The following is a 15,764-nucleotide window of genomic DNA, read 5'->3' on the forward strand; positions in this document are numbered from 1 at the left end:
TGTTGTTGGGGGGCGTTGTCATGAATTCTGGGGATGCGAGTGTTGACGACGGTAAATCCCGTCGGGGGTTCTCCCGCTATCTCAAGACCTATTGGTTCGACGTCGTGCTCTGGAAGCGGATCGTCGGCGCGATGGTGGTCGGGGCGCTCGTCGGCCTCGCTCTTGGCGAGGCCGCGGTCGACCTCAAGTGGATCGGCGACATTTTCGTCCGCCTCGTGCGGATGCTGGTCATTCCGCTGGTGTTCACCACCATCGTCGTCGGCGTCATCTCGATCGCCGACGTGCGCCGGCTTGGCTCGATCGGCGCCAAGACGCTGTTCCTATACTTCGTCACCACCCTGCTGGGGGCCTGTCTCGGGCTGCTCATCGGGGGACTGATCCAACCGGGCGCCGGCGTGGAGTTCGCTTCGGTCGCGGCCGCGCCGGCGTTGGCTGAACCGGCGTCGCTGAGCGAGCAGTTCCTCGGGATCATTCCGATCAATCCGGTCGCGGCGCTGGCCAACGGCGACATGCTGGCGGTGATCTTCTTCGCCATCTTGTTCGGGGCGTCGCTGCTTATGGCGCGCGAGCACTGCGCGCCGTTGAGCGCCGTCTTCGAAGGCGCGGCGGCGGCGATGCAGCAGCTGACCCGGATCGTGATGGAGGTCGCGCCGTTCGGCGTGTTCGCGCTGATCGCCTGGGTCGCGGGGACCAGCGGGCCGTCAGTGTTCGTCAACATCGGACTGCTGGCGATCAGCGTGCTGATCGGCTGCACGCTGCAGGTGCTGTTGGTTCACGGCGGGCTCGTTCGCCTGGCTGCGCGGCTGCCGGCCCGGCCGTTCTACCGGGACATCGCCGACGCCGTGGTCGTGGCGTTCTCGACCTCGTCGAGCGCCGCCACCCTGCCGGTGGTCATGCGGGTCGCCGAGGAAAACCTCGGCGTCAGCAAGGCGGTGTCGTCGACGGCGCTGCCGATCGGGGCGACGATCAGCATGGACGGCACCGCGATGTATGTCGGCCTGCTGGCGATGTTTTCGGCCCAGGCGTTCGGCGTCGAGCTGACCTGGAGCCAGTACGTGATGATCGTGCTGTCGACCGCCATCGTGGCGATCGGCTCGGCGCCGATCCCGTCCGCCGCGCTCTTCCTGCTGGCCGGCGTGCTGCAGGTCGTCGGCCTGAGCGCCGAGCAGACCGCCCTGGTGGTGGGCTTCATCCTCCCGTTCGACCGGCCGCTCGACATGATGCGGACAGTGCCGAACTGCACCTCGGACCTCTCGGTGGCGGTGACGGTGGCGCGCTGGGAGGGCGAGCTGGACGAGGCGGTCTATCGGACGCCGCCGACCAGCTGAGCGTGGTCGGAGACATGCTCAGGTTGTGCGGCGTCTCTGTGAATAAATAAGTTGCGAGTATTATTCGGGCTACTTGAGTAATTGCCGAGCAAGCAGGCGAAAGAGCAAGAGGTCGGTCCGTATTGTTGGTGGGTGTGACGGTTCCAACGGTGAAATAACAAAGTTGAAGTCACCGAGTTGGGCCATCGAGTGTTGGGGGCCAAATATGAGCGGCGGAAGGTCTGAAGTGTCGTCCAGGGCGCGGAAAAAGCGTTCGGAGGCGACGGAGTTCATCAAGCCCCTGCGGGCGTTCTTTGGGGCCCGGGCCCATCGCGACGATGTCGACGACCTGGTGCAGGAGGTCCTCATCCGCATGCACAACCGCCCGCCCGAGGAAATCCAGAACCTCGACAGCTACATCTTTCAGGTCGCGATGAATGTTCTGCGCGACGCGTACCGGCGAGATCGCGTGAGGTTGAAGACCTACCACTGCGAGCTTCTCGAAAATTCCCACCCGCTCGACGAATTTTCTCCCGAACGCATAGTGCGGGCTCGCGAGGAACTGCGTCATACGATTGCGGCGATGAGCGAATTGCCGGAGAAGACCCGCGATGTGCTGGTCCTGCTCCGGTGGGAAGGTCTGACCTACCCGCAAGTGGCCGAGCGGCTGTCCATTTCGGTGAGCGCCGTCGAGAAGCACGTGACAAGATCGATGCGTCATCTGCTGACGCGTTTGCTGGATGAAGATGAGCCGCAAGACGACGAAGGCAGGGCCGGACGAGAAGTCGCTCGCAGCGGCAAGCGCCTTGCTGGCGCGCATGTTGTCGCCCTCCGCGACGTTAGACGACGCGTCTGCTGTTGATGCGTGGCTGGCCGAGGATCCGGGCAACGTCGTCGCCTGGCGCGCGGCCTGCGCGGTCTGGGAAGAGTTGGGGGCCGCCGGCGATGATCCGGCCGTGGCGGCCCTTCGCGCGGAGACCGCACGCCGGACCGGCGGCGCCGCCAAGGGCGACTGACGCGGCCTGGGCGCTCGGCGTGCTGGCGCTGGCGCTGGCTTCGACGGCCAAAGCCGAGCCGGGAGCGGATCTCTACCGGCGCCACTGCGCCGCCTGTCATTCCCTCGAGCCGGGCGAGAACAAGCTCGGTCCTTCGCTGGCCGGGGTGGTCGGGGGCAGGGCGGGTCAGGCGCCTGGCTTCAACTACTCGGCGGCGATGCGCGCGGCCGGCGGCGTCTGGGACGCGGGGAGGCTGGACGTCTTCCTTGAAAATTCCCGAACCGCGCTGCCTGGCAACAAGATGATCTTTGCAGCCAAGACCAGCCCCGCCGATAGGGCCGCGATCATCGGCTTTCTGCGCGCTCAGCCTTAGCGGGGGCGAAGGATCGCCGGCATGTCCCGCTCGGCGCGTGGGCCGGGCAGCGCCCGCAGATAGGCGAAGACGTCGGCAAGTTCACGATCAGTCATCAGCAGGCGGCTGTAGGCCGGCATGATGTTCGACGGCGTGCGCATCTGGGCGACATAGGCTTCGTAAGGCAGTTGAGTGTCGGCGAGCACGGGACCAGGGCCGCCGCCTTGGCCGACTGTGCCGTGGCAGTTCTGGCAGCCGTTCTTCAGATAGGCCTGGCGTCCAGCCGCGCGGTCGCCGTGCGGAGTCTCCTGGGCGGCGAGCGGCTGGGCGCTGACGAGGACGGCGAGCAGCAGCGGCAGCACAAGGCGCATGATCGGAACCCTCATCGCGGTTCGACGACGGCGTCGATCAAGGCCGGCTCGCCGCGTTTGACGACGGCCAGCGCGCGCTTGATCGCGCCGCGCAGGTCCTTCGGATCGGTGATCGGCCCCTCGGCGTAGACGCCCATCGATCTGGCCATTTGCGCGAAGTCGATGTGCGGCGAGTCCAGCGCCGTGCCGATGCCGACCCGATCCATGCCCCGACTGCGGCGGGCCGCCATGTTCTGCACGTACATGACCTCCTGGTGATAGGCTCTATTATTATACATCATGTACAGAATTGGGATGTGGTGGTGCGCCGCCGTCCACAGCACGCCGGGCCCGAACATCAGGTCGCCATCGCCCTGGAAGGCGACGCTCAGCCGGCCCTTGTCGCGGTTTGCCAGCGCCGCGCCCAACGCCGCCGGCGCGAAGTAACCGAGGCCCCAGCCGCCCGAACCGCCGTTGAAGCGATAGTGCCGGCCGGCCGGCCACATCCGCCGCCAGGCCGGCATCAGCCCTTCGCCGACAAGTGACCAGTCCTCGTCGCGAATCTGGTCCCAGAGCTCGGCGGTCAGGCGGGCGGTCGTGATCGGCGTCGAATCCCAGCCGATGGTCGCCTCGCGCCGCATGCGTTCGAGGTTCGCGGCCTGGGCCTTGCCATAGCGCTGGGCGCGGGCCTCGCGCGCGTCGGCCGAGGCCGGATCCAGATGTTTCCTGACCGCCTCGATGAGCGGCCGCAGCGAGGTCTGGGCGTCGCCGGTGACCGAGATGTCGACGTCCTGGTAGCGGCCGAAGTCCTGGAAGTTCGACTTCAGGAACAGGTCCTTGGCGCCGATGTGAATGGTCTTGGCGCCCTCCCTGGTCAGCGGGCGAGAGCGGCGGACGATGCGGTCGGTCGAGGCGTTGAGCGCCTGCCAGAAGTCGTTGACCTCAAGCCCCACCACCACGTCGGCCTGGCCGATGGTCGCCGCCCCGCGGAAGCTCTGGTTGAGGCGGTGGTGGGCGGGGAAGTTGGTGCGGCCGTTGCGGTCGATGACCGCGCATTGAAGGGTCTCGGCCAGTTCGACGAGCAGGTCCATGCCCTCCTGGCCCCGCGCCATGCGGTCGGCGATCAGCACCGGGGACTGCGCCTGGGCGAGCAGGCGGGCGGTCTCCTCGATCGCCGCATCGTTGGCCTGGGGCAGGGCGAGATTGGGCGGGCGCGGGATCCGCAGCGCCTGGCGATCCTCGATCGGATGCTCCTGCAGTTCGGTGTCGACCGACAGCACCACCGGCCCCATCGGCGGGGTCATGGCGATCTGATAGGCGCGGACCAGCGACTCGCCGAAGCCCTGAAGGGTGTGGGGCTGGTCGTCCCACTTGATGTAGTCGCGGACCATGCCGACCGGGTCCTGCGCCGAATGCACCCACTCGGAGCGCTGCCGCTTGTCGGACTCCATGGTGTTGCCGCCCAGGACGATCACCGGCGCCCGGTCGCAATAGGCGTTGTAGATCGCCATGCTGGCGTGCTGCAGACCGACCGTGCCGTGGACCATCATCGCCAGCGGCTTGCCGGAGATCTTGGCGTAGCCATGCCCCATGGCCACGGCGATCTCTTCGTGGGTGCAGGTCAGCAGTTCGGGGCGGACATTGCCGCCATGGTTCACCAGCGCCTCGTGCAGACCCCGAAAACTCGAGGCCGGATTGGTCAGCACATAAGGGATGTCGAGGGAGCGGATGACGTCGACCATGTAGTCGGCGCCGCCCGAGGCCTGGATCACCGGATCGTCGGGCGGGCCGCTTTCGAGCGCCTCGTCGGGACGGGGCAGGGCGCGTGCGGCTTCGGACGTCGGCTGAGCGCCAGCCATAGAAGGCGCGGCCAAGCCCGCCGCGCCGGCGAGCGCACCGCCGCGCAGAAAGGCCCGCCTGTGAACGTCCGGAGCATCCGACACTGCAACTCCCCCTTAGCGGCGTCTGTCGGCATACGGTTCCTCAGGAGCGAAAGCGCGAAAAGCGATTTTTCCTCATTAGTTCATGCGGTTACGGAATGGAGCTGATGAGCGCTGTGCATGGTGTCCGAACGGCTCGGGAATTTTGCGCCGCTTGAGTGCGGGGTCGCCCCGCGGCGCCGTCCAACACCCCGAAGACCAAACGAGATCGAGGCGTCCGCCAAGGTCGGCGGCGTCATCCAGGGGGTACGTCAATGCGCGCGAAACTGTTAGCCGCCACCGCGGCGGGGTTGGTTCTGGGGCTGCAAGCGCCGGGGGTTTGGGCGCAGAACGCCGGGCCGATCAGCCCGCCGAAGGCTGTGTTCGGCTTCGATGTCGGCGACGACTACTCGCTCGCCAACTACACCCAGCTGCAGACCTACTGGACGAAGCTGGCGGCCGAGTCCGACCGCATGAAGCTGGTCAGCATCGGCAAAACCGCCGAGGGCCGCGACCAGCTGATGGCCATCGTCTCGACGCCCGAGAACCTCAAGAACCTGGACCGCTACCAGGAAATCTCGCGCAAGCTGGCCAAGGCCGAGGGCTTGACCGACGCCGAAGCCAAGGCGCTGGCCAAGGAGGGCAAGGCGATCGTCTGGATCGACGGCGGCCTGCACGCCACCGAGACCGTGGGGGCCCAGCAGGTCACCCAGATGCTCTACGAGATGGTCAGCGGCAACGATCCCGAGACGCTCGGCTTCCTCAAGGATGCGATCATCCTGTTCGCCCACGCCAACCCGGACGGCATGGAGCTCGTCTCCAACTGGTACATGCGCAACAAGGACCCGCAGAAGCGGGAGATGGAGGCGGTGCCGCGCCTCTATCAAAAGTATGTCGGGCACGACAACAACCGCGACTTCTACATGTCGAACCAGGCGGAAAACATCAACATCAACAAGGTGTTGTACCGCGAGTGGTTTCCGCAGATCGTCTACAACCACCACCAGACCGGCCCGGGCGGCATGGTGGTCTTCATCCCGACCTTCCGCGACCCGTTCAACTACAACCTGGACCCGCTGGCGATCACCGGCCTCGACGGGGTCGGCGCGTTCATGCACGAGCGGCTGATCCGCGAAGACAAGGCCGGTTCGGGCCGCCGCAGCGTGGCGACCTATTCGAACTGGACCAATGCGACGCTGCGTTCGACGGCGCTGTTCCACAATTCGATCGGCATCCTGACCGAGATCAGCGGCTCTCCGACCCCGATCAAGATCGACCTGATCCCCAAGGAGCAATTGGCGCGCAACGACCTGCCGATGCCGATCGAGCCGCAGAGCGACTGGAAGTTCAAGCAGTCGATCGACTACTCGATCAGCATGAACCGGGCGGTTCTCGACTACGCCACGCGCAACAAGGAGAACCTGCTCTACGCCTTCTACAAGATGGGCAAGAACGGCGTCGACAAGGGCGCGCGCGACACCTGGACGACCACGCCCAAGAAGATCGCCGCCCTGGAAGCCGCCGCCAAGGCCGGTCCCGCGTTCGATCCGGGCCCGGTCCGCTGGGGCATGGGGCGCGCGCCCAACGCCGTCGATCCCAAGCTGTTCGGGCCGATGCTGCGCAATCCGGCCGACCGGGACCCGCGCGGCTACATCATCCCCGCCGACCAGACCGACCTGCCGACCGCGGTCGCCTTCGTGAACGTGCTGATCAAGGGCGGCGTCGATGTCGAGGTCGCCAAGGCCCCGTTCACCGCCGGCGGCAAGAGCTATCCGGCCGGCTCGTACGTGGTGAAGACCGGCCAGGCCTATCGCGCCCACGTGCTCGACATGTTCGAGCCGCAGGATCACCCGGACGACTTCCCGTTCCCCGGCGGCGCGCCGATCCCGCCCTATGACGTCGCCGGCTACACCCCGGCCTATCAGATGGGGATCAAGTTCGACCGCATCCTCGACGGCTTCGAAGCGCCGACCGAGAAGCTGCCGGACATCGTCGCGCCCCCGCCGGGCAAGATCGTGGGCGCCGGCGGCGCCGGCTTCCTGATCAGCCATGAGGTCAATAACGCCTTCATCGTCAAGAACCGGCTGCTGAAGGCCGGAAAGCCGGTGTTCTGGGTCAAGTCGGCGGTCACGGCCGGCGGCAAGTCGTTCACGCCGGGCGCGATCTGGACGCCGGCCGGGCCGGGCGTGCGCGAGCTGATCGAGAAGGCGGCGCGCGACACCGGCGTGGACGCCTACGCCCTCGACGCCAAGCCGACCGGCGAGGCCATGGCCATCAAGCCGGTCCGCATCGGCCTGGTCGACGTCTATGGCGGCAACATGCCCTCGGGCTGGATCCGCTGGATCTTCGAGCAGTTCGAGTTCCCGTACGAGGTCGTCTATCCCAAGCAGCTGGACGCCGGCGGCCTGGCCAAGAAGTACGACGTCCTGGTGTTCGCCAACGACATCGTCGCAGAGCCCAACGCCCGCACGCGGCCGCAGCCGAAGGCCGAGGACATTCCCGCCGAGTTCCGCCCTTGGCTGGGGACCGTCACCGAGGCCAAGACCGTGCCGCAGCTGGACAGCTTCGTCCGCGGCGGCGGCACGCTGATCGCCATCGGCAGTTCGACCAAGCTGGCCAAGGACCTGAAGCTGCCGGTCAGCGACGCGCTGTCCGAAACCGGCGCGGACGGGAAGACGGTCCACCTGCCGCGCACGAAGTTCTTCGTGCCGGGGGCGATCATGGCCAACAAGGTCGATATCAGCGACCCGCTGGCCTACGGCATGCCCGAGGACGTGAAGGTCTACTACTACAACAGCCCGGCCTTCAAAGTGGACCCGAGCGCCGCCGGGGTGCGCAGCGTCGCGACCTTCCCCGGCCCCAAGACCCTGCTGAGCGGCTGGGCCTGGGGGCAGGAGCGGCTGGCGGGCGCCAGCTCGATCGTCGAGGCCGACCTGGGCAAGGGCAAGGTGTTCCTGATGGGCCCCGAAGTCACCCAGCGGGGCCAGTCGCACGGCACCTACAAGCTGTTCTTCAACGGCCTGTTCTACGGACCGGCCGCTGCGGCGGCCCCGAAGTCGGCCGCCCTGCCGACGAAGGCCGGCGAGGAATAGGCCGGGCGCGCGTCGCCCCAAACGGGGCGGCGCGCTTTCCCCTGACCCGAGGAGCGGTCCGATCCGCAAGCTGCAGAGTTTGTCCGGGCGGCGCGCCCTGTGCGCCGGTCTGGGCCTTGTCGTGTTGACGTCGACCTCCCCGCAGGCGCTCGCCGCCGAGGACGAGGCGGCGCTCCGTGATCTCGTCGCGCGTCAGTCCGGCGAGATCGAAGACCTGAAGGCGCGGCTGGCGGCCTTGGAAGCGGCGGTCGGCCGGCCGGCCGCGGCGCTTGTCGCCAAGCCCTTGGTCGCAGGGGCGTCGCCGCCTGCGTCCGCCACCGTCGTCAACTGGGGGCGGACGGTCCCCGAGTTCATCAATCCGGAGCGGCAGCTGAGCTTCCGGCCCAAGGGGCGGATGCTGGCCGACGCCTCGACGACCTGGGGCTCGGAGCATCCCGCCCGCAACATCTCCGGCACCGAGCTGCGGGCCCTGCGGCTCGGCTTCGAGGGCGGCCTCGGCCCGAACCTCGCCTATGCCTTCGAGGTCGACTTCGCCGACAACAACGCCTCGGTGAAGGGGGCCTACCTCGCTTGGCGCGAGCGCTGGGCCGAGACCGACTTCGAGGTCTCGCTCGGCAACCGGCTCAGCGAGCGCAGCATCGAGGGCTCCAGCAGTTCGGAAGCCACGCCGTTCATGGAGCGGAACGCCGTGGCCTCGGCGATCACGCCTCTCAAGGGCTTCTACGGCCTGGGCGTGCTGGGCAAGGCCTATGGGCCCGACTGGCACTTGGCGGCCCAGGTCGCCGGCGACGACGTCAGCGGCGGCGAGGCGCGCGACACCCTGACCTACATGCTGCGCGGACACTGGAACCCGGTCCGCTCGTCCGGCGGCTCAATCCACGTGGGCGGCTGGGGCTTCTACGAGGCCTATCCGGCCGGGATGGCGAGCCTGTCGCGGAGCAGCCTCTGGGGCGGCCATTTCAACGACAATGTGCAGGTCCCGCTGGGGACCATAGGCGCTCCGGACCGGGGTTATGGCTATGGCCTGGAACTGGGCGGCGTACGCGGCCCGCTCTGGAGTTTCCTCGAGGCCGGTCGCCGCACGATCGACGCCGCCGGCGGCCAGGTCGAAGTCGACGCCTGGGCGCTGTCGGCGGGATGGATCCTGACCGGTGAAGGCGCGCCCTACAGCGCCCGCGGCGGCACGTTCGTGCGGATCGCGCCGAACGCGCCGCTGTCGAAGGGCGGGCTCGGCTCGCTGGAGCTGACCGCCCGCTACCAGGGCCTCGACAACCGCGCCGCGCCGCTGGGCGGCGAGGGGCGGGAGGCGACGCTGGGCGCGACCTGGCGGCTGGAGGACTGGATGCGGGTCATGGTCAATCTCAGTCTCTGGGACGTGCGCCATCCGTCCGGGCCCTATGCCGGCCCGGACGACGGGGCGACCCTGGCCAGCCGCCTGCAGCTTTCGTTCTAGCCTTGGCGTCCCTCGCAACGGGGCATGGGCGGCAGGGTCAGGTCGGCGGTCGCCGCGGCCAGCTTGCGGCAGGCCTCGCGCAGCGACGCGGGCGAGGCGGCGAACGAGAACCGCAGATGCCCGGGGCCGCCGAACACCGAGCCTGGAACCGCGGCCACGCCGCCCGCGTCGAGGAAGTAGGGGGCGACGTCGAGGTCGCTGGCCAGCACCTTGCCGGCCGGCGTGCGCGCGCCGATCAGGCGCTCGATGCGCGGGAACACGTAGAAGGCGCCGTCCGGGGCGGGGCATTCGAAGCCGGGAACGGCGTTGAGCAGGGCGACCAGCTCGTCGCGCCGCTGGCGGAACGCCTCGACCATGTCGCGGCGGCGGTCCTGCGGGCCGCTGAGCGCGGCGGCGGCGGCGGCCTGGCTGATCGAGCAGGGGGCCGAGGTGGTCTGGCTCTGCACCGTCGCCATGGCGGCGATCAGCGGCGCGGGACCAATCCCCCAGCCGATCCGCCAGCCGGTCATGGCGTAGGCCTTCGAGGCCCCGCTGACGACCAGGGTTCGGTCGGCCAGCTCCGGGCGCGCCACCGGCAGCGGGGCGCGCGGCGCGGCGTCGAAGACCAGATCCTCGTAGATGTCGTCGCAGAGCACCCAGACGTGGGGATTGGCCGCCAGCACGGCGGCGATCTTGTCGACCTCGACCTCGTCGAGCACCGAGCCGGTGGGGTTGCTGGGCGAGTTGAGCAGCAGCCAGCGGGTGCGCGGGCCGATGGCGCGAGCGATGGCGTCGGCGTCGATCCGCCAGCCGCGCTCGGGCGACCAGCGACCCTTGGCGACCACCGGGCGGCCGCTGCAGATCCGGACCATGTCTGCGTAGGAGGTCCAGTAGGGGGCGGGCAGGACGACTTCGTCGCCGGGGTTGAGGGTGGCGTCGAAGGCGTTGTGGATCACCTGCTTGGCGCCGGAACTGGCGATGATCTGGCGATGGTCGAGCGTCATGCCGCGGGCGGCCATGCGCCAGGCGATGGTCGAGAGCAGGTCGTTGGAGCCGGTGAGGGCGGTGTACTTGGTCTGGCCCTGGTCGATCGCCTGCTTGGCCGCGCTCTTGATCGACTCCGGGGTGTCGAAGTCCGGCTCGCCGACGGTGAGGTCGATGATCGGCCGGCCCTGGGCGCGAAGCTCCCTGGCGCGCGCCGACAGGGCGAGGATGGGCGAGACTCCGATTTCGGAAATCCGGGCGGCGGTCCTGAGCAACGCGTCTTGCAATGGGGTTCTCTGTGTAATCGTGAATGTACTCGACTTGATGATTTAAGTGAATTTCGCGAACAATGTGGAGCGAGTATTTTAGATGAAGTCATGAAATGACGTAATAAACTCCGTCGTTTTGTATATTGCTCGATGAGCTTTGAGTATATCGACGTGCTCCAACTGGCGCTCGGGCGCGGCGGATTTGTCCCGCGCAGATTTGTCGCAGCCTGCTGAGGTGATAGACGCGCGCGGCGTCTTCATAAGGACGGCGAGACGAAAGAGGACCGCGCGACCTGGGCATGACGCAGGCAAGCAGCGTCGAAATGGACGAGATGGCGCGTCGCTATGCGGTTCCGCTGGCGCGCTATTTCCGCGCGCGCGTGCGCTCGGCGGCCGACATCGACGACATGGTGCAGGAGGTGTTCCTGCGGCTGGCGGCGCGGCGTGAGGGCGGGGCGCTCGAGGCGCCCGAGAACTACTTGTTCACGGTGGCGGCCAGCGTGTTGAACGACAGCTTCCGGCGGGCGGCGCGGCGCGGCGGCGCGCATCAGTTGTTCGACGAGCGGCTGCATGCGGAAGAGGATTTCTCGCCCGAACGGGTCTATCTGGGCCGCGAGCAGCTGCGGGTCGTCGAGACCGCGCTGCACGAGTTGCCGGAGCGCACGCGGGTGGTCTTCGTCCTGCATCGCTACGAGGAGATGAGCTACGCGCAGATCGCGCGGCAGCTGCAGGTGTCGGTGAGCGCGATCGAGAAGCACATGATCAAGGCGCTGGCGCACCTGACGAAGCGGGGGAGGCGCTCATGAGCCCGGCCCTGCTGAACCGCGATCCGGACGAGGTCGCCGCCGAACTGTTCCTGCGGCGACGCTCGGGCGACTGGAGCGAGGCCGACGCGCGCGAGCTGGCCGACTGGCTGGACGCCGCGCCGCTGCACCGCGAGTGCTTCGAGGACGTCGAGCGCATGTGGGGCGCGGCCGGCGAGGCGGCCGGCAGCCCGGCCGTGCGCGCCATGCGGGCCGAGGCCCTGGCCGCCCAGCCGCAGGGGCGGCGCTGGCCGATGCGTAGCTTCGCGGCGATGGCCGCTTCGCTGGCGGTGGTGGTCGTGGCCGGCGGCGTCGGGCTGCTGACCCAGCGCGAAGGCCTGCTGGCGCCGGCGGTCGAGCGCCAGGCGCAGGTCTATCGGACCGCCGTCGGGGAGCGCGCGACGGTCACACTGGCCGACGGTTCGCGGCTGCTGCTCAACACCGCCAGCGAGGTGCGGGTCGACTATTCGGCCAAGCGCCGCGGCCTGCAGCTCGTTTCGGGCGAGGCCTGGTTCGACGTCGCCAAGGATCCGTCGCGGCCGTTCGTGGTCGGCGCCGGCGACCATACCGTCACCGCCGTCGGGACCTCCTTCGACGTGCGCCTGGAGAAGGCCGGCCTGCGCGTGGCGGTGGTCGAGGGCAAGGTGGCGGTGGACGCGGTCGGCCGCGGCAGGGTGTCGGAGGTCAAGGCCGGCGAGCGCATCGACGTCGAGGGCCGCGCGGCGGTGCTGCGCCCGTCAGGACCGGTGGCCGGCGACTGGCGCGAAGGGCGGATCGAGTTCGCTTCGGTGACGCTGGCCGAGGCCGCGGCCGAGATGAACCGCTATCGGCGCACGCCGATCATGGTCACCGACCCGGCCGTCGCACGCATGCGGGTCAGCGGCGTGTTCTATTCCGGCGAGAACAGCGGCTTCCTCGACGCCTTGCCCCTGACCCACCCGGTCTCGGTGCAGATCGGAGGCGACGCGGTGCGCATCGGACCGGCTCGCGACAAAAAAACTTCATCTTCGAAGTGAGGCGCCCGCGCGCCCCGGCGTCTTCGCCTGGAAACCCGCAGTTCGCGGGGCGGGGTTAGAAGGGGGCGCGTATGTCGTTCAATCATCTCAAGGCCATGGCGTTCGCCAGTTCGGCGGCCGTGGCTCTGGTCGGCTCGGCCGCCTGGGCGCAGGCTCCGGCGCGGGCGCAGTTCGACATTCCGGCCCAGGACCTGGGCGCGGCGCTGCGCAGCCTGGGCATGCAGGCCGGCCGCGAGGTGCTGTTCGACCCGGCGGTGGTCGACGGCCTGCGCGCCCCGGCCGTGCGCGGCGACATGGCGGTCTCCTCGGCGGTCGAGCGGCTGCTGGTCGGGCAGGGCCTGCGGTCGCGTGAAAGCGGCCGCACGATCATCATCGAGCGTGCGCCGGCCGCAGCCAGCGTGAGCAAGGCCTCGACGGCCGGCCCGCTGGTCGCGGCGAGCGAACCGGCGGAAATCGCCGAGGTCGAAGAGATCATCGTCGTCGGTTCGAACCTGGCCGGCGTCACCGAGCGCGGCTTGCTGCCGGTCTCGGTCGTCGACCGCCGCGAGCTGGAGATGACCGGCGCGGTCACCGCCGGCGAGATGATCGCCGCCCTGCCGCAGTCCGGCGGCCAGGCGTTCAACAACGAGCAGCAGGGTCCGAACCAGGCGCGCGGCGACGTCGCCTCGGCCAACCTGCGCGGGCTCGGCTCGGGCAACACCCTGGTGCTGCTGGACGGCCGCCGGATGGTAGGGCACCCGGGCACCCAGCAAGAGGGCTCCGTCCCCGTCCAGGTCGTCAACCTGAACACCATTCCCGCCACCGCACTGAAGCGCGTCGAAGTGCTGCGTGACGGCGGCGCGGCCATCTACGGCTCGGACGCCGTGGCCGGCGTGCTGAACAACGTGCTCGACGACCAGTATGTCGGCGGCCAGATCGTGGCCCGCTACGGCGGATCGGAAGGCACCAAGCTGGCCGAGACCTCGCTCGGCGCGAAGTGGGGCCGCGATTTCAACGACGGCGCCACCCACGTGGCCCTGTTCGGCGAGTACTTCGACCGCACCGCCATGCCGGCCAGCGACCGCGACTATGCCTCGACCGACAACCTCGGCGGCCGCGTTCCCGCGCAGTACGCCGGCAGCTTCGACAACCGCTCGAGCCTGACGCCGTGGCTGACCGGCCGGGTCGGGACCGCGGTGACCAACTTCGGCCCGTCCTTCACCGCCTTCCACATGCAGCCGTGCTCGTACACCGGCTCGGACGCCCAGGTCGGCGGCGGGGTCTGCATCGACGGCGGCTCGGCCACGCTCGACACCTCGCTGCGCACCGACGAGGCCCCGGAACGCACCATGTCGCCGAGCTCGGAGCGCTACAGCCTGATGGCCGTGGCCAGCCATGACTTCGGCCCAGTCGAGTGGTTCGGCCAGGCGCTGTACTACGGCGCGACCTCCAGCTCGGTCCGCGGCGGCACCACCAACCTGACCTCGGCCCCGCTGACCATCGGCGCCAACAACCCCTACAACCCGTTCGGCTCGGGCCCCGGGCGCCTGGCCGGCTACACCGGCCCGGCCCAGGCGATCACCGTCGTCGGCCTGCGGGTGGACGATGTCGGCCGTCGCCGCATCGACGTCGACTCCGACGCCTACCGGCTGCTGAGCGGGCTGCGCGGCGACCTGGGCGACTGGTCGTGGGAGAGCGCGCTGCTCTACTCGCACGCCCGCACCAAGGACGTCGAAAGCAACCGCGTCAGCAACACCGCCCTGCAGGCGGCGCTGAACAGCAGCGACCCGACCCGCGCCTACAACCCGTTCAACGGCGGCGACCTGAGCAATGTCGGCGGCTTCGACGCCACCTCGAACCCGGCCTCGGTGGTCGATCCGCTGCGGGTCAGCATCTCGCGCGACGGCACCACCAGCCTGGCGCTGTGGGACGCCAAGATCAGCAACCCGAACGCCTTCAGCGTGCTGGACCGCAATGTCGGCCTGGCCTTCGGCGCCGAGTGGCGGCGTGAGACCTTCAAGGACGACCGCGACCCGCTGATCGACGGCACGGTCACCTTCGCGACCGCCGGCGGTCCGACCAGCGACGCGATGGGCTCCAGCCCGACGCCGGACACCTCGGGTTCGCGCAAGGTGTTCTCGGCCTTCGCCGAACTGCAGACCTCGCTGATCCCCGACGGCGTGGACATCCCGCTGGTCCAGAGCTTGGACCTGCAGCTGGCGGCTCGCTTCGAGGACTATTCGGACATCAACGAGCAGGTGCTGAAGCCCAAGGTCGCCCTCGGGTGGCGACTGAACGACTACGTCCTGGTCCGTGCCGCCTACTCGCAGGGCTTCCGCGCGCCGAACCTGGAGACGGTGAACGCCTCCGAGATCCGCCGCGTCCAGGAGAACCTGACGGACTACTACAGCTGCGCCGTGGCGCAGGGCGTGACCCAGTTCTCGCAGCTGAACCGCGCGGGCTGCTCGGCCTATCGCTACAACGTCGAGGACGTGCGGGCCGGCAACAAGGACCTGAAGTCCGAGACCAGCGACAACTTCAGCGCCGGCGTGGTGTTCACCCCGACCCCGGACCTGATGTTCTCCATCGACTGGTGGCGGATCGAGCAGGACGGCGTGGTCGGCGTGTTCGAGTCGCAGGACCACCTGAACCTCGACGCCATCGGCCGCCTGGGCGGTTCGGGCCCGAACCCGGCCCTGACCCGCAACACGCTGGGCGAGCCGATCCGGATCGCCAACCAGTTCCTGAACCTCGACTCCCGCACCATCGAGGGCATCGACCTCAGCGCCACCTGGCGGATCGACGCCACCCAGTTCGGCGACTTCCGCCTGGGCGTCGACGTGTCCCTGCTGCAGAAGTTCGACCAGACGCCGTCGGCGGAATCGGCGGCCCTGCTGGCCGCCGGCCTGCCGGCCAGCGCCGGCGGCTCGCTCATCGAGCAGGACGACAACCCCCGCACCCGCGGCCAGGCCTATGCGACCTGGACGTCCGGCCCGTGGGAGGTCTCCGGCTACGCCCGCTATGTCGGCGGGGTGAAGGATAGCTCGGCGCTGCTCTACAAGGGCGACGACTGGCTGACCTTCAACGCCGCGGTCGGCTATGCGGCGGATGAGGGCGCGCTCGCCGGCATGAGCTTCCGGGTCGGCGTCAACAACCTCACCGATGAGGATCCGCCGCTGGCCGACGAGACCTTCGGCTACTTCACGAAGCTCTACAGCAACCGCGGGCGCTACTGGTTCGCCCAGGTGACCAAGAACTTCTAACGA

The 15,764-nt window shown here is 68.8% G+C and carries 12 protein-coding genes; 9 read left to right on the forward strand and 3 right to left on the reverse strand.

Annotated features, from left to right (window positions below; all coding sequences use genetic code 11):
- Window positions 1-20: 20 nt before the first annotated feature.
- The 4 genes from AC1Q87_RS19510 (at window position 21) to AC1Q87_RS19525 (ending at window position 2,675) form a co-directional block, all read left to right on the forward strand.
- Window positions 21-1,328 carry a dicarboxylate/amino acid:cation symporter gene (locus tag AC1Q87_RS19510; protein ID WP_492610491.1) on the forward strand — a complete coding sequence of 436 codons (1,308 nt, stop codon included), beginning with the start codon at window positions 21-23 and terminating at the stop codon, window positions 1,326-1,328.
- A gap of 205 nt (window positions 1,329-1,533) precedes the next feature.
- Window positions 1,534-2,169 (forward strand): RNA polymerase sigma factor, encoded by a 636-nt coding sequence (locus tag AC1Q87_RS19515; RefSeq protein WP_492610492.1) that lies wholly within the window; start codon window positions 1,534-1,536, stop codon window positions 2,167-2,169.
- Window positions 2,126-2,323, forward strand: a complete 198-nt coding sequence (locus AC1Q87_RS19520) for a hypothetical protein (protein ID WP_492610493.1) — start codon at window positions 2,126-2,128, stop codon at window positions 2,321-2,323. The genes AC1Q87_RS19515 and AC1Q87_RS19520 overlap by 44 nt, the downstream gene beginning before the upstream one ends.
- 19 nt (window positions 2,324-2,342) lie before the next feature.
- Entirely contained in the window at window positions 2,343-2,675 is a 333-nt protein-coding gene (locus tag AC1Q87_RS19525) for a c-type cytochrome (protein ID WP_492610494.1), read from the forward strand.
- Here AC1Q87_RS19525 and AC1Q87_RS19530 read toward each other — a convergent pair.
- Entirely contained in the window at window positions 2,672-3,025 is a 354-nt protein-coding gene (locus AC1Q87_RS19530; RefSeq protein ID WP_492610495.1) for a c-type cytochrome, read from the reverse strand. The genes AC1Q87_RS19525 and AC1Q87_RS19530 overlap by 4 nt on opposite strands.
- An 11-nt stretch (window positions 3,026-3,036) precedes the next feature.
- On the reverse strand, window positions 3,037-4,863 hold the full coding sequence (locus tag AC1Q87_RS19535) for a thiamine pyrophosphate-binding protein (protein WP_492610496.1): 1,827 nt from the start codon (window positions 4,861-4,863) through the stop codon (window positions 3,037-3,039).
- A gap of 335 nt (window positions 4,864-5,198) precedes the next feature.
- Here AC1Q87_RS19535 and AC1Q87_RS19540 point away from each other — a divergent pair, with 335 nt between their 5' ends.
- Together AC1Q87_RS19540 and AC1Q87_RS19545 are read left to right on the forward strand one after the other, a co-directional pair.
- Entirely contained in the window at window positions 5,199-8,015 is a 2,817-nt protein-coding gene (locus AC1Q87_RS19540) for a M14 family metallopeptidase (RefSeq protein WP_492610497.1), read from the forward strand.
- Between the two features lie 121 nt (window positions 8,016-8,136).
- On the forward strand, window positions 8,137-9,468 hold the full coding sequence (locus AC1Q87_RS19545; protein ID WP_492610498.1) for an OprO/OprP family phosphate-selective porin: 1,332 nt from the start codon (window positions 8,137-8,139) through the stop codon (window positions 9,466-9,468).
- Here the strand turns inward: AC1Q87_RS19545 and AC1Q87_RS19550 are convergent.
- Window positions 9,465-10,718, reverse strand: a complete 1,254-nt coding sequence (locus tag AC1Q87_RS19550; protein WP_492610499.1) for a pyridoxal phosphate-dependent aminotransferase — start codon at window positions 10,716-10,718, stop codon at window positions 9,465-9,467. The genes AC1Q87_RS19545 and AC1Q87_RS19550 overlap by 4 nt on opposite strands.
- A gap of 305 nt (window positions 10,719-11,023) precedes the next feature.
- Here AC1Q87_RS19550 and AC1Q87_RS19555 point away from each other — a divergent pair, with 305 nt between their 5' ends.
- From AC1Q87_RS19555 to AC1Q87_RS19565, 3 genes are all read left to right on the forward strand, one after another.
- Window positions 11,024-11,506: an RNA polymerase sigma factor gene (locus AC1Q87_RS19555; protein WP_492610500.1), complete on the forward strand. Its 483-nt coding sequence runs from the start codon at window positions 11,024-11,026 to the stop codon at window positions 11,504-11,506.
- Window positions 11,503-12,519 (forward strand): FecR family protein, encoded by a 1,017-nt coding sequence (locus tag AC1Q87_RS19560; RefSeq protein ID WP_492610501.1) that lies wholly within the window; start codon window positions 11,503-11,505, stop codon window positions 12,517-12,519. Before AC1Q87_RS19555 ends, AC1Q87_RS19560 begins: the two co-directional genes overlap by 4 nt.
- A 71-nt stretch (window positions 12,520-12,590) precedes the next feature.
- Window positions 12,591-15,761 carry a TonB-dependent receptor gene (locus tag AC1Q87_RS19565; RefSeq protein ID WP_492610502.1) on the forward strand — a complete coding sequence of 1,057 codons (3,171 nt, stop codon included), beginning with the start codon at window positions 12,591-12,593 and terminating at the stop codon, window positions 15,759-15,761.
- Window positions 15,762-15,764: the final 3 nt, after the last annotated feature.

This window comes from Phenylobacterium sp. GW823-FHT02A09 (assembly GCF_058797775.1).

Bases quoted from the DNA above. Each gene is read 5' to 3' on its own strand.
- AC1Q87_RS19520 (WP_492610493.1), top strand. From the start codon at position 2,126: ATGTTGTCGCCCTCCGCGACGTTAGACGACGCGTCTGCTGTTGATGCG.
- AC1Q87_RS19565 (WP_492610502.1), top strand. From the start codon at position 12,591: ATGTCGTTCAATCATCTCAAGGCCATGGCGTTCGCCAGTTCGGCGGCC.
- AC1Q87_RS19560 (WP_492610501.1), top strand. From the start codon at position 11,503: ATGAGCCCGGCCCTGCTGAACCGCGATCCGGACGAGGTCGCCGCCGAA.
- AC1Q87_RS19540 (WP_492610497.1), top strand. From the start codon at position 5,199: ATGCGCGCGAAACTGTTAGCCGCCACCGCGGCGGGGTTGGTTCTGGGG.
- AC1Q87_RS19530 (WP_492610495.1), bottom strand. From the start codon at position 3,025: ATGCGCCTTGTGCTGCCGCTGCTGCTCGCCGTCCTCGTCAGCGCCCAG.
- AC1Q87_RS19535 (WP_492610496.1), bottom strand. From the start codon at position 4,863: ATGGCTGGCGCTCAGCCGACGTCCGAAGCCGCACGCGCCCTGCCCCGT.
- AC1Q87_RS19515 (WP_492610492.1), top strand. From the start codon at position 1,534: ATGAGCGGCGGAAGGTCTGAAGTGTCGTCCAGGGCGCGGAAAAAGCGT.
- AC1Q87_RS19510 (WP_492610491.1), top strand. From the start codon at position 21: ATGAATTCTGGGGATGCGAGTGTTGACGACGGTAAATCCCGTCGGGGG.
- AC1Q87_RS19555 (WP_492610500.1), top strand. From the start codon at position 11,024: ATGGACGAGATGGCGCGTCGCTATGCGGTTCCGCTGGCGCGCTATTTC.